The following is a 13,453-nucleotide window of genomic DNA, read 5'->3' as shown; positions in this document are numbered from 1 at the left end:
GGATCCTGCCCGGCTCATGTCCGGGTCACCAGTTCGAGCAAGGCCGCGTCGCCGACCGGTTCGGACAGCAGGAAACCCTGATACAGGCTGGCACCGCACGCCGCGAGCAGCTCCAGCTGCTCGCGCGTCTCGACCCCCTCGGCGATCACCGACAGGCCGAGCGACCGCGCCATCGTGATCGCGCCGGCGACGACGACCCGGTCGCGCGGGCTGCCGCCGATGTCGTGGACCAGCGCCTTGTCGATCTTCACATAGTCGAGCGGCAGGTCCTTCAGATAGGCGAGGCTCGAATAGCCCGTGCCGAAATCGTCGATCGCGACGCGGCACCCCGCCCCGCGCAATTCGGTGAGCAGCGTCGACGCGCTGGCGAGGTCCGCGATCAGCCCGGTCTCGGTAATCTCGACGGTCAGGCGCCCGCGCGGAAAGCCGCTATCGTCGACCCGCGCGAGGAACAGCGTGGCGAAGCCGGGCCGCGCGATATCCGCCGCGGTGAGGTTGAGCGACACGCGCAGCGTCGCCAGCGCCTCGGGCCATGCCAGTGCGCGCGCCAGCACCAGCCGCTGGATATGGTCGGACAGCGCGATCCCCAGATCGGCGCGGTCCGCGGCCGCGAACAGCGCATCCGCGCCCAGCGGCCCGAGCTTGCGGTGATCCCAGCGCGCGAGCGCCTCGACGCCCGTGATCCGTCCGCTCGCAATCTCGACCTGTGGCTGGAAGCGAATGTCGATCTCGTCGAGCTCGATCGCGTGGTGCAGGTCGATCGCCAGCGCGTCGAGCGACATGTCGTGCGCCGCCGATGCGATCTGCAGCATCGCGCCGTCGCTGGTCTTGGCCTTGGCGAGCGCACCGAACGCCCGCCGCATCAGCGTCGCGGCGCCGTCCGCCGGATCGCTGGGATCCCCCGGCTGGTGGCTCGCGACGCCGAACCGGCAGCCGAGCACCGCCAGCGCGTTGGCGACCGCGAACGGCCGCGCCAGCGCCTCGTCGAGCGCCGCGATCAGCGCGGCGATGTCCGCAGCCCCGGCCCCGACCACAAGCGCGAGTTCCGCGCCGCCGAGACGCGCGACGCGCGCGGCGCCTGCCATCGCTTCGGCCGCGACCGCCTCCGCCCGCTCGACCGCGACCTCGATCAGCGAATCGACCGCGGGCCGCCCATGCGCGGCATTGACGATGTCGAGCCGTGACAGCGAGACGAGCACGACGGAGACCGGCTGTCCGTCGCCGATCCGCGCGGCGATCCACTGCTGCGCAAGGTTCGGATCGCGGCCGAAGCGAGCGCCGGCCATCGCGTCGCGGCGGTCGACGATGCCCGGCCGGCCCGACGCGCGCGTCACATGGCGCGCCGCGAAGCGCAGCGACTGGATCAGTTCGCCGTCGCTCGCCGGGTCGATCAGGAAATGCGTCGCCCCCAGCTCGAACACGCGGTCGAGCGCCGTACAGTCGCGGCGCGACAGGACGAACAGCAGCGCCCCACCATCCTCGGCGACCCGGGGGGCGATCGTCTGCGCCGCCGCCAGCCCCTGCGCGATCGCCCCGCGCGCATCGATCAGCACGACCGGCGCGCCGCTTTCGACATAGGCCGGGTCGATACCGCTGGCGGTCGCAGTGACCACCGCATCCCAGCCGCAAGCCACCGCAATATCAGCGATCTCCGCGAAGTGACGGAACGAGCATGCGAACAGCATCGTTCTGTTCAGCATGTCCTTTGTATCCAGTGTGGCCGGTGTCATCGCCGACAACCTAGCCACCCCATCGCCCGTCGCCAATCCTGGAACGCACTTGCCGCTCGACACTGCACCACCTAGCTCTGTTGCTATGGCGTCTCACTCCCCTTCGAGCCACTCCGCAACCGTCAATCGTCCGCTGGTCGACCGGCATCAGCGGACGATCAAATATCTGCGGATATCGGTCACCGACCGCTGCGATCTGCGGTGCCGCTATTGCATGTCCGAGGCGATGACCTTCCTCCCGCGCGCAAAGCTGCTGAGCCTCGACGAGATCGCGATCATCGCCGAGCGGTTCATCGCGCGCGGCGTGACCAAGATCCGTCTCTCGGGCGGCGAGCCGCTCGTCCGCCGCGACGTCGGCGATCTCGTCAAGCGACTGGGTGGCAATCTCGGCCGCGGGCTTGAGGAGCTGACGATGACCACCAACGGCACGCGGCTGGCGGAGCATGCGCCGGCGATGGTCGATGCGGGCATCCGACGCGTCAATGTCAGCATGGACAGCCGCGATCCCGAGCGCTTCCGCTACATCACCCGGCACGGCGACGTCGCGCAGGTGATCGGCGGCATCATGGCGGCGCGCGATGCGGGGCTCGCGATCAAGATCAACATGGTCGCGCTCAAGGGCTTCAACGAGGACGAGATCGCACCGATGCTCGCCTGGTGCCGTGACGAGGGGTTCGACCTGTCCCTGATCGAGACGATGCCGCTCGGCGCGATCGACGAGGATCGCACCGACCGCTTCCTCCCGCTCACCGGCGTGTTCCGCGATCTCGAGACCCGGTTCCGGCTCGAGCGCGATTCGTACAAGACCGGCGGACCGGCGCGCTACTGGAATGTCGACGGCACCGGTACGCGGCTCGGGCTCATCTCGCCACTGACCGCCAATTTCTGCGAAGGCTGCAACCGCGTCCGCCTCACCACCGAGGGCAAACTGTACCTGTGCCTCGGGCATGATGATCAGGTCGACCTCAAGGGTGCGCTGCGCGACGGCGGCATCGCCGGGCTCGACGAGGCGATCGATGCTGGCCTCTACGCCAAGCCCAAGCGGCACGACTTCCGCATCGGCGAGGGCGAAGGTCCCGCGGTCGCGCGTCACATGAGCGTCACCGGCGGGTGACCGACTATGTCCGCCGGGCGCTGGTAGCCTCCGCCACCCCGCCGGCACAGGCCGCCGCCGCCCAGCTCGCCGATCTGGGCGACTGGGTGGAGCCCGAGGAGGCGGATGTCGTCATCGCGCTCGGCGGTGACGGGTTCATGCTGCAGACGCTCCATGCGATGCTGGAACGGCGCAAGCCCGCGGTCCCGGTCTTCGGAATGAATCTGGGTACCGTCGGCTTCCTGATGAACGAGTGGCGGCATCACGGCCTCGAAGACCGGCTTTTGCGCGCCAAGCCGTTCAAGGTCACGCCGCTCAGCATGACCGCGACCGGGATCGACGGACGCACCCTCACCCTCCCCGCGATCAACGAGGTCTCGCTGCTGCGCGAGACGCGCCAGACCGCCAAGCTCGAGGTGACGGTCAACGACCGCGTCGTGCTCGCCGAACTGGCCTGTGACGGCATCCTGGTCGCGACGCCCGCGGGCTCGACCGCCTACAACCTCTCCGCGCAGGGCCCGATCCTGCCGCTCGGTTCGGGCATGGTCGCGCTGACGCCGATCAGCCCGTTCCGCCCGCGGCGCTGGCGCGGTGCGATCCTGCCCGACAAGGCGCGGATCGGCATCCGCGTCCTCGACCCCGGCAAACGCCCCGTCTCCGCGGTCGCCGACCAGCGCGAGATCCGCGACGTGGCACAGGTCGACATCTGCATGGACCGTGCGCGTGAACTCACCCTGCTGTTCGATCCCGAGCATGCGCTCGACGACCGCATCACGATGGAACAGTTCGCAGCATAGCCCCGGCCCCGGCGCAATTTGTTGCAGAAATCGACAAAAACCGGGTTGCATCGTCCAACTGGCCGTTTATAGAGCCGCCTCCGGCAACGTTCCCTGATAGCTCAGCGGTAGAGCTCTCGACTGTTAATCGAGTGGCCGTAGGTTCGAATCCTACTCAGGGAGCCATTTTCAAGCCGCGAAATCTCGCTTCTGGCGAGACTCCCCGCGCCAGACCGCGGCAAGATCCCCCGATACACTATTTGCAATACAACCCTCGCGGCACGCATCCCGCGCGTCCGACCGGCGTTGACCCCTGACGACCAGAGCGATTGGGGCAGACGATGAAATCGGTGATTCTCCCGGGCGGCGAGACGGTGCCAGCCCTGGGCCAGGGAAGCTGGATGATGGGCGAGCGCGCCGATCGTCGCAAGGCCGAGACCGCAGCGTTGCGCGCAGGCGTCGAGTGCGGGATGACGCTGATCGACACGGCGGAGATGTACGGCGACGGCGCCGCCGAGACGCTGATCGGTGATGCGCTCCACGATGTCCGCGACACGCTGTTCCTCGTCAGCAAGGCCTATCCCCAGAACGCCTCGCGCGATCGCCTCACCGCCGCCTGCGAGGCGAGCCTTGGGCGGCTGAGGACCGACCGGCTCGACCTGTATCTGCTGCACTGGCGCGGGTCGGTACCGCTGGCCGAGACGGTCGAGGCGATGGAACACCTCAAGGCGGCGGGCAAGATCCGGCACTGGGGCGTCAGCAATCTCGATACGCAGGACATGGCCGAGCTCGCTGCGGCAGGCGGACAGGGCTGCGCGACCGACCAGATCCTCTACAACCTGACCCGGCGTGGTCCCGAGCATGACCTCCTCCCCTGGCTCGACCGTCACGACATTCCCGTCATGGCCTATAGTCCGGTCGAACAGGGCCGGCTCCTCGCCGATCCGGCACTGGCGCGGATCGCGCGCGACATCGGTGGGACGCCCGCGCAGGTCGCGCTCGCCTGGGTGCTGCAACGTCCCGCGACGATCGCGATTCCGAAGGCCGCGAGCGTCGCGCATGTCCGCGAAAACCGGGCGGCCGCCGATCTCGTGCTGTCGGCCGACGATCTTGCCGCGCTCGACACGGCGTTTCCCCGCCCGCGGTCGCCACAACCGCTCGAGATGCTCTGAGCGCGGCATGGCCGGCAGTACGCCCCCCAAGGCCTATCCGACGACCCCCGACGGTCGCTATTTCGTTGTGCGCGGCCGGTTGTGGCGGTGCGCGGATCCGTCGCTGCCGGAAGCGGATCGGGCCGAGTTGGTGCGGGCGCTGATGGCGGCGCGACGCGCGGTCGGCGTGGCCCGACGTCGGGACGATGCCGACGCGGTCGCCGCTGCACGTGCCGACGTCGATGCGGCCAAGCATGGGCTCGGCGAACGCGGCCCGGTCTGGTGGCATGACGGGTCGCCCGACTATAACCGCCACATCGCCGCCAACACCCCCTATGCAGCGTGGTTCGCGGGAATTTCGCCCTCGATCTGAGCCGATGCGGCGACTGGTACGTTGAACAGAGATGATAGTGACGACCCTGCGAGCCCGGCTCGCGTCCGGCGCGATGCCGCTTGCACTCCTCCTGACGAACGGCGCCGCCGGTGCCCAGCCCGCCCAGACTGCGCCGAGACGCGCCGCGCCTCCTGCCAAGCCGAGCGCTGCCCCCGCTGCGATCGGCGGCGTCGTCATCAGCCGGCAGGCGGTGACGGACGCGACCGTCCGCGCGGTCTACACCAAGGCGAAGTGGCGTGCGGTCTGGTCGGATGCAGACGTCGCGGCGCTCAACACTGCGCTCGGCGACCGCAGCCGCCATGGCCTCGATCACGTCGCCTTCCTGCCCGACCTGCCCGCCGACGCGACCCCGGCGGATATCGACGTCGCCCGCACGCGCGTCGCGCTCGCCTATGCCGGTGCTCTGGCAAGGGGCCGCGTCGATCCGGCGACGCTGCATCAGGTCTATACCCTGCCGCGACCCAGCGTCGATCTCGCCACCGGGCTGGTCGCCGCGATCGCGCGGCACAAGGTCGACGACTGGCTCGAAAGCTTGGCGCCGCAGGATGCCGACTATCGCCTGCTGTCCGATGCCTATCGCGTCTTCAGCGAGAAGGCGCTCACCGCACCAGCCGGCCCCGCACCGCTCGAGGCGCCCGCCCAGACGGGCGCTGCCGCGCTGATCCGCGTCGGCACACGCGATCCGCGCGTTGCGACGATCGTCGAACAGCTGGTCGAGAGCGGCTATCTCCTGACGCCCGGCCCCGTCGCCGCGCCGACGTTAACGCAATCCGCCTCGACCATCGCCGGCCTCCAGCCGGCCACCCCGTCCAGCGCCCCGGTCTATACGCAGGCGATCGCCGACGCGATGAAGGGGCTGCAGACCGATTACGGCATCGCCGCGGACGGGATCGTCGGGCCCGAGACGCTCAAGGTCCTCAATCTCGGACCCGGTGACCGCGCGCGCGCGCTCGCGGTGGCGCTGGAGCGGCGGCGCTGGCTCGAACGGACGCCCCCGGCGACGCGGATCGACGTCAACACCGCCGCCTCGCAACTGCGCTATTACCGCGATGGCGTGCTCGTCGATCAGCGCAAGGTGATCGTCGGCGAACCCGGCCGCGAGACGCCGGCCTTGTCCTCGCCGATCTACCGCCTCGTCGCCAACCCGACCTGGACCGTGCCGAAGTCGATCCAGAACGGCGAGATGGCCAATGTCGACGACGCCTATCTGCAGGAGCACAACATGGTCCTGCGCGACGGCTGGATCGTCCAGCAGCCCGGCCCGAGCAATGCGCTCGGCCTCGTCAAGTTCGACATGGCGAACGACCAGGCGATCTATCTGCACGACACGTCCGCCCCCGGGCTGTTCGACCGCAGCCAGCGGCATCTGAGCCATGGCTGCGTCCGCGTCGAGGATGCGATCGGCTTCGCGCAGATGCTCGCCGACGACCAAGGCGTTACCGAGGCATGGCAGACCGCGCAGGCGTCGGGCGAGATGCAGTTCGTCCCGCTGCCGCGCCGCATCCCGGTGCGGCTGCTGTACGAGAATGTCTATGTCGGCGACGCCGGCAACGTCGCCTTCCGTACCGATCCCTATGGCTGGAACGATCCGGTCGCCGAACAGCTCGGGTTCGAGCGATCGGCGGCGCGGCGTGCCGAGGCCCGCGACATCGATATCGGCCCGTGATCGTGGGGCGCGACTAGCCCCTGCTCGCGGCGATGTACCGCGTGACGTTGCCGGTCAGCACGTCGAGCGGGACGTTGCCGCCGGCGAGCACCGCCTGGTTGAAGTCGCGCACGTCGAACCGCGTGCCCAGCGCCGCCTTGGCGCGGGTCCGCTGCGCGACGATCTCGGTCTGGCCGATCTTGTAGCCACAGGCCTGACCCGGCCAAGCGCAATAGCGCTCGACCTCGCTCACCGCGTTGCTCATCGGCAGTCCGGTCGCGGCGACGAATTCGCGCAACGCCTGTTCACGCGTCCAGCCCATCGCATGGATCCCGGTGTCGACCACCAGCCGCACCGCGCGCCACGACAGCCCCATGAAATAACCGAGCCGCCCCGCCGCATCGCCGTCATACAGGCCAAGCTCGTCGGCAAGCTGTTCGGCGTAGAGCGCCCAGCCCTCGGTATAGGCATTGAACGCCAGCACCGATCGGATCAGCGGCAGCTGCTGCGCATATTCCCCCTGCCAGACATGCCCGGGAATGCCCTCGTGGAATACCAGATCGGGGATCGTGACGCGGTTGTGGATCGTGGGATCGCCCAGATTGACCCAGATCTTGCCCGGGATCGATCCGTCGAGCGCGCCCGGCCCGCCATAGGCGGCGGGCGCCCCCGCCTCCTGCGCGAGCGGCATCCGCCGGATCTCGAGCCTGGCGGTCACCAGCGTGCGGAACGCCTTTGGCAGGCGCGGGCGGATCGCGTCGATCCGGCCCTGCATATAGGCGACGATTTGCTGGCGACCGGCATCGTCGTTGGGAAAGGCGATCTCCGGCCGACGCTGCAATTCGGCCGCGCGCTCCGCCACCGTCCCCTTGGTCAGCCCGAAGCCCTTGAGGATCCTGTCCATCTGCGCCTGAAGCTCGACGAGCTGTGCGCGCCCGAGCGCGTGGATCTCCGCCGGGCTACGCCGCGTCGTCGTCCCCGCGCGCAGCCCCCAGCCATACCAGGCCGCGCCATGCGGGCGCGATCCCAGCCCAGCGACGTCGGTTGCGACCGCGCGCTGCGCGGTGAGTTCGGCGATCTGCCGCTCGAGCGCCGGGCTGACCGCATCGCGGACGATCTGCGTCGCACGCCGGGTCCAGTCGCCGGGGATCGCCTGCGTCTTGCGCGCGAGCGGCCCGATCAGCGGACCGTCGACCGCCGCCGCCTCGGCCAGCGTACGTCGCATCCCGGCCAGCGTCTTGTCGAGCAGGAAACTGGGCGGGACCAGCCCCTGCTCGCGCGCGGTGCGCACCCTGCCCGTCTCGTCATCGAGCTGTTTCGCCATCGCCGCCACGCGCGCGAGATAGGCCTCCGCATCCGCCGCCGTGCGCAGCGGCTGATCGCCGTCGAGCAGCTGCGGCACGTCGAGCCAGGCGCCGACATTCTGGATGACGGCATAGGGCGTGTTGCGCCAGTCGCCGATCGTCGCGACGCCGTAAGGCAGCGCCATCCCGTCCAGCGCGGTCTGGAACGCGCTCTGCGTCACGGCGATGCTGGTCAGCGTCGCCTGGTCGATCCCGTCGCGCGGCAACCGGACGAGCGCCGCCAGCCCATCGGTGAGGACGCGTCGCCGCGCGGCGATGCCCGCCGGCGACCGGTCGTCGAGCTGGCCCCGCAACGCCGCATGCGCGCCGGTGTCGAGCCCGAGCCCGGTCGCCTTGCCGGGATCGAGCGTCAGAAGCTGCCTCGCGAGCCGGTCGAGAAGAGTCGCCGCGTCGGCGGATGTCGACGAGCGGCCGGCAGTCTGTGCGGAGACGGGTGCGGCGGCGAGCGTGGCCGCGATACCGGCAAGCGCGTCGCGGCGGCGGAACAGGGGTTGGTTCATCCGCGAAACATGTACTCGCCATCCGCCGCGGTCAAACGCACCGCTGTCCCATCACGGTGGACAAACACCCGCCGCCGCCTAGAGGTCGGCGGGGAAAAGGGCTGAGGCACGTGACGATCGGACTGAAGGACATCGCTGCACGCGCCGGCGTCTCGATCGCGACGGTGTCGCGCGTCCTGTCGGGCAAGCCCGTCCGCCCCGCCTATCGCAGCCGCGTCGACGACGCGCTCGCCGCGCTCGACTATCGCCCCAATCTGGCGGCGCGGCGGCTGCGTTCGACGCGCGCGAGCGTGATCGGTCTGATCGTGCCCGATATCGGCAACCCCTTCTTCGTCGCCTTCGTCCAGGCGGTCGAGGGCTATGCCTGGCGCGAGGGGCTGCGCGTCATCCTGTGCAACAGCGGCGAAGATCCCGCGCGCGAACGCCATTACCTGCAATTGCTCGAGGACGAGCGCGTATCGGGCATCATCCTCGCCCCCACGCGCGCCGGCGGCGTGCCCGAGACCGCGACGCCGCTCGTGCTGGTCGATCGGGTGGAGGGGACGCCGCAGGTCGACAGCGTCCGGCTCGACAATGCCGGCGCGGCGGGCGCGCTGGTCGACGCGCTGCACGCATCGGGCTGTCGGCGGATCACCGGCCTGTTCGGCGAGCGCGGCAGCACCGCGGTCGACCGCCGTCGCGGCTATGCGGCCGCGCTCGACCGCCACGCGCTTCCAGCCCGGATCATCGACGTCCCGCACGAGCCCGCAGCGCGGGCGGCCTGCGTGCGGACCGCGCTCGCCGACACCGCCTGCGACGCGGTGCTGGTCGGCGACACGTTCCTGATGCTCGAGGCGGCGGTCGTGTTGCGCGGCCGAACCGAACCGCAGGCATCGCCCGTCCGGCTCGCAGGGTTCGACGACGCCGCCTGGTTGCGCCTGCTCGACGCCGCGCCGATCGTCGTCGAGCAGCCGGTCGACGAGATGGCGCATGCCGCGTTGGCGCTGCTCGTCGAACGGATGAGTGGTGTTCAGCGCGACGCTGTCCGGCTCGTCTTCAACGGGACGATCGTCAGCCCCGCCTGAGCTTCAGGCGGCGGCGATCGCAGTGTGCCCGCGCGTCGGGCGGAACCGGCCGCTGCGCAGCGCGGTCTCGATATCCTCGAGGCTCGCGCCCGCGGTTTCCGGCACGAACAGCAGCACGAACACGAACGACGCCAGATTGACCCCGGCATAGACCCACATCGTCGAGCCCAGCCCGATCGCATGGACCAGCGACAGCGCGGTCCCCGTGACGATCAGGTTGCTGCCCCACAGCATCGCCGCGTGCAGCGCGGTCGCGGGGCCGCGCATCGCCAGCGGGAACATCTCCGCGCCGAGCAGCCAGCCGCACACCTGGATGCCGCCCGAATTGAAGAGCATGAACGCCAGCAGGAAGCCGATCGTCAGCCAGCCCTGCCACCCGCCATGCGCGCCGCTGGCGAACATGATGCCGAGCCCGATCAGGCTGACGACCGATCCCGGGATCATCACCAGCATCAGCCGCCGCCGCCCGATCCGGTCGACGAACAGACAGCCGAGCAGCGTCATCCCCGCATAGACGATCGCGACGCCGAGGCTGGCGAGCAGCGCCGACTCCTTGCCGAACCCCACCCCCGACAGGAAGGTCGGCGCGTAGTAGATCATCATCTCCAGCCCGCCGCACTGGGTGAAGAACGCGACCCCCAGTGCCGCGATCAGCGCAGGCCGCGCCCAGGCCTGACGAATGCCGCGCCAGCCGCTATCGGCCGGATCCGCGTCGGTCGTCGCATCGCGGATCTGGGTGACTTCGTGGCGGATCTCGCGGCGTGTGGTCCGCACGCGGCGCAGCACGTCGATCGCGGCGTGGATGCCGATATTCTCCGCGGCCCAGCGCGGGCTGCGCGGCATGAACGCCATCGCGACGAAGACGATCGCGGCGGGGATCGCGGCGACCGCGACCATCGTCCGCCAGCTCCAGACGTCGTGCAGGCCGAACCCGACGATGCTGGCGAGCAGGATGCCGACGCCGATGGCGACGTTGAACATCGTCACCAGATTGCCGCGACGATGCTGCGGCGCGAGTTCGGAGATGTACATCGGCACGACCTGGGTCGATCCGCCGACCGCCATGCCCAGGAACACCCGCGCGGTGATCAGCGCGCCGACGCTCGGCGCCATCGCACAGGCGATCGCACCCAGCGTGAACAGCGCGCTCACCCCCATCACCGACAGCTTGCGGCCGATCCGTTCGGACAGCCAGCTCGTCGCCAGAGCACCGATCACCGCACCCGCCAGGATCGCCGCGGTGACGATCTCCTGCATGCGGTGATCCAGCCCGAACTCGTCGGTGATCGACAGCAGCGCCCCCGATATGATCCCCGTGTCATAGCCATAGAGCGCTCCGCACACCGCGGCGGCGAACGCTGCGGTGCGCAGCACCCGGTCGCCATTGGCATAGGGTTCGGGAATTCTCGGCTCGTTGCGCGCCGTCAGGCTGCGCCGCGTCAGGGATGGGGCGATGCTGTGATCTGTCAAAACGTAAAGGATTCCGTGGTTGTCGAAAGGATATTCAGCGGGGGCGCAGCGCGAAGCGGCGACGCCAGGACGGCAGGCGGATCTGCTCGCGCGCCCAGGTCAGCAGACCGGCGCCGATGATGACGGCGATGCCGGCAAAGGTCGGCAGGTCGACGCTCTGGTGAAACACGGTGTAGCTGAGCGCGACCGCCCAGATCATCTGGCTGTATTGCGGCGGCGCGATCCGGCTGACGGCGACGCGTTGCGCCGCCAGCATCAGCAGCGCCTGGCCGAGGATCGCGAGCAGCCCATAGCCGGCGAGCAGGACCATCTCGGCCCCGTCCGGCCAGCGGAACGCCTGCAGCCACAGCAGTGCCGCGCCGTTGATCACCAGCGGGCCGATCAGCCCCGCGCCGAGCATCGACACGCGCTTCTCGCCCGCACCACCGGCGCGAAACAGCACGATGACGATAGCGCTCGACAATGCGCACAGCATCGCCGCGCCATGGCCCAGATCGAACGCGCGCAGCCCCGGACGCAGGACCATCAGCACACCGACGAACCCGATCGCCACCGCCGCCCAGCGCCAGGCGCCGACCTGTTCCTTCAGGAACAGCATCGACAGCAACGTCACCAGCATCGGCATCAGGAAGATCAGCGCGAACGCCTCGGGCATCGGCAGTCGCGTGAAGGCGACGACGCTCGACAGGCCGCTGATCGACGATCCGATCGCGCGCGCCAGCCATAGCGAGCGTCGCGTCGCGCTAAACACGTCGAGCAGGCGGTCGCCGGGCGTGCGCACGAAGGGCAAGGCGACCAGCCCGAGCAGCGCGCCGGTGAACGTCACCTGGAACGGGCTGAACGCGCCTTCGAGCAGCCGCACCGACGCGTCGCTGAACGCGAAGGCCGCATAAGCCAGGAAGGCCAGCGGCACGCCGCCAATGGCCGCCAGACGCGCGCCTTGGCTCTGAATGGTAAGATCGATGCTCAATTGCGTCTCTCGGGCTGGCGTGGACGGTGACGACTCCCCGGAGCCGCGGGCACGAGCGAACGCCGCCACCGCCCCGACGTCACCTTATTGGCGGGGCGGCACACAGCTCTGTCTCTTTGCGTATCCCGCTCCTACCGACAGCAGGTGCAGGACGCAACAGAAAACGTTTTCTGTTTTAGCCCCGCACGTCGTGACTCCTGCGCTTCGGCCGCGCGCAATTGCGGCTTGGCGCGGCTGACGGTACGACCGGGCGATCACCCATGACGATGAGGATATCCTATCGCAATGAAGCTCGCCGATCTGGCCGTGCTCGCCGGCGTTTCGACCGCAACCGTGTCGCGGGCCCTGGCCGGGCATTCGTCCGTCAATGCGCAGACCCGCGCACGCATCCAGGCGCTGGCGCAGGAACATGACGTCCGTCCCAACCAGCTCGCGCGCAACCTGCGGCTGAAGAGCACCGGCGCGATCGGACTCGTTCTGCCGCTCGGCCATGCCCGGACCCAGCATCTCACCGATCCGTTCTTCCTGACCTTGCTCGGGCTGCTCGCCGATCTGCTGGTCGAACGCGGCTACGACATCCTGTTGTCGCGGGTCATCCCCGACGGCGACGATTGGCTCGACCGGCTGGTCGACAGCGGCCGCATCGACGGCCTGCTCCTCGTCGGCCAGTCCGACCAGGGGGCGGTGATCGAACGCGTGTCGCACCGCTATGCGCCGCTGGTCGTGTGGGGCGCGTACCGGGCGGACCAGAACCATCTGACGATCGGCTCGGACAATGTCGCGGGCGGACGTCTCGCGGGCCGCCGCATGATCGACCAGGGCCGGTCCCGTCTGATGTTCGTCGGCGACCCCGCCCCGCCCGAATTCGCCGATCGCCACGCCGGGTTCGCCGCGGCCGCTGCGGAGGCGGGGCTCGCCTGCGAGCTGCTCGAAACGTCGATGACCCCGGAGGCCGTGCACGCGGCGATGGCGCAGCGACTCGCCGGCGCGCCGCCGCCCGATGGCATCTTCGCCGCGTCCGACGTCGCCGCGATGAGCGTGCTGCGTGCGCTTGCCGAAGCCGGGATCGACGTCCCCGCCACCACCGCGGTGATCGGCTATGACGACGTCACGCTGGCCGCGCACACCTCGCCCGCGCTCACGACCATCCGCCAGGATCTCGCCGAGGGTGCCGCGCTGATGGTCGATCGCCTAATGCAGCGGATCGCGGGCCATGCGACCGGATCCGCGATCGTCACCCCCGTCCTGATCGAGCGCCAGTCCGCCTGAACCGCTCCGCCTGCTCCATTTTCAACG

The 13,453-nt window shown here is 69.6% G+C and carries 11 protein-coding genes and 1 tRNA gene; 8 read left to right on the top strand and 4 right to left on the bottom strand.

The features are described 5' to 3' along the window. Positions 1-14 precede the first annotated feature (14 nt). Positions 15-1,700 (bottom strand): EAL domain-containing protein, encoded by a 1,686-nt coding sequence (locus IFS44_RS15175; protein ID WP_244650335.1) that lies wholly within the window; start codon positions 1,698-1,700, stop codon positions 15-17. A gap of 115 nt (positions 1,701-1,815) precedes the next feature. Here IFS44_RS15175 and moaA point away from each other — a divergent pair, with 115 nt between their 5' ends. The 6 genes from moaA to IFS44_RS15145 all read left to right on the top strand — a co-directional run bounded on the left by moaA (position 1,816) and on the right by IFS44_RS15145 (position 6,810). Continuing rightward, on the top strand, positions 1,816-2,844 hold the full coding sequence (gene moaA / locus IFS44_RS15170; protein ID WP_192099060.1) for a GTP 3',8-cyclase MoaA: 1,029 nt from the start codon (positions 1,816-1,818) through the stop codon (positions 2,842-2,844). Continuing rightward, positions 2,841-3,620, top strand: a complete 780-nt coding sequence (locus IFS44_RS15165; RefSeq protein ID WP_192099059.1) for an NAD kinase — start codon at positions 2,841-2,843, stop codon at positions 3,618-3,620. Before moaA ends, IFS44_RS15165 begins: the two co-directional genes overlap by 4 nt. Positions 3,621-3,710: 90 nt before the next feature. Next, positions 3,711-3,785 (top strand) — tRNA-Asn (locus tag IFS44_RS15160). Between the two features lie 155 nt (positions 3,786-3,940). Continuing rightward, positions 3,941-4,771 carry an aldo/keto reductase gene (locus IFS44_RS15155; protein WP_192099058.1) on the top strand — a complete coding sequence of 277 codons (831 nt, stop codon included), beginning with the start codon at positions 3,941-3,943 and terminating at the stop codon, positions 4,769-4,771. Between the two features lie 7 nt (positions 4,772-4,778). After that, entirely contained in the window at positions 4,779-5,123 is a 345-nt protein-coding gene (locus IFS44_RS15150) for a hypothetical protein (RefSeq protein WP_192099057.1), read from the top strand. Between the two features lie 37 nt (positions 5,124-5,160). Further along, the gene (locus tag IFS44_RS15145) at positions 5,161-6,810 is read left to right on the top strand and encodes a L,D-transpeptidase family protein (protein WP_342366440.1); all 1,650 of its coding nucleotides are present in this window, start codon (positions 5,161-5,163) and stop codon (positions 6,808-6,810) included. A gap of 13 nt (positions 6,811-6,823) precedes the next feature. Here IFS44_RS15145 and IFS44_RS15140 read toward each other — a convergent pair whose 3' ends face one another. Further along, positions 6,824-8,653, bottom strand: coding sequence for a DUF885 domain-containing protein (locus tag IFS44_RS15140; protein WP_192099056.1), 1,830 nt, complete (start codon positions 8,651-8,653; stop codon positions 6,824-6,826). A 110-nt stretch (positions 8,654-8,763) separates the two neighbouring features. Between IFS44_RS15140 and IFS44_RS15135 the strand changes: the two genes are divergently transcribed. Beyond that, entirely contained in the window at positions 8,764-9,717 is a 954-nt protein-coding gene (locus tag IFS44_RS15135; protein ID WP_197977903.1) for a LacI family DNA-binding transcriptional regulator, read from the top strand. A gap of 3 nt (positions 9,718-9,720) precedes the next feature. On the opposite strand, the gene IFS44_RS15130 is transcribed toward IFS44_RS15135, so the two are convergent. Both IFS44_RS15130 and IFS44_RS15125 read right to left on the bottom strand, forming a co-directional pair. Next, positions 9,721-11,187 (bottom strand): sugar porter family MFS transporter, encoded by a 1,467-nt coding sequence (locus tag IFS44_RS15130; protein ID WP_197977902.1) that lies wholly within the window; start codon positions 11,185-11,187, stop codon positions 9,721-9,723. 34 nt (positions 11,188-11,221) lie between these two features. Further along, positions 11,222-12,157, bottom strand: coding sequence for a DMT family transporter (locus IFS44_RS15125; RefSeq protein ID WP_197977901.1), 936 nt, complete (start codon positions 12,155-12,157; stop codon positions 11,222-11,224). 285 nt (positions 12,158-12,442) lie between these two features. Here IFS44_RS15125 and IFS44_RS15120 point away from each other — a divergent pair, with 285 nt between their 5' ends. Beyond that, on the top strand, positions 12,443-13,426 hold the full coding sequence (locus IFS44_RS15120; RefSeq protein WP_192099054.1) for a LacI family DNA-binding transcriptional regulator: 984 nt from the start codon (positions 12,443-12,445) through the stop codon (positions 13,424-13,426). Positions 13,427-13,453 lie beyond the last annotated feature (27 nt).

Origin of the sequence: Sphingomonas sp. CFBP 13706 (genome assembly GCF_014842355.1) — a bacterium.
Lineage (GTDB): Bacteria > Pseudomonadota > Alphaproteobacteria > Sphingomonadales > Sphingomonadaceae > Sphingomonas > Sphingomonas aerolata.
Note: the sequence above shows the minus strand (reverse complement) of the source record. Positions and strands in the feature narration are given on the sequence as shown.

Coding starts and splice junctions, on each gene's coding strand:
- IFS44_RS15175 (WP_244650335.1), bottom strand. CDS start 1,700: ATGCTGAACAGAACGATGCTGTTCGCATGCTCGTTCCGTCACTTCGCG.
- moaA (WP_192099060.1), top strand. CDS start 1,816: ATGGCGTCTCACTCCCCTTCGAGCCACTCCGCAACCGTCAATCGTCCG.
- IFS44_RS15155 (WP_192099058.1), top strand. CDS start 3,941: ATGAAATCGGTGATTCTCCCGGGCGGCGAGACGGTGCCAGCCCTGGGC.
- IFS44_RS15150 (WP_192099057.1), top strand. CDS start 4,779: ATGGCCGGCAGTACGCCCCCCAAGGCCTATCCGACGACCCCCGACGGT.
- IFS44_RS15140 (WP_192099056.1), bottom strand. CDS start 8,653: ATGAACCAACCCCTGTTCCGCCGCCGCGACGCGCTTGCCGGTATCGCG.
- IFS44_RS15120 (WP_192099054.1), top strand. CDS start 12,443: ATGAAGCTCGCCGATCTGGCCGTGCTCGCCGGCGTTTCGACCGCAACC.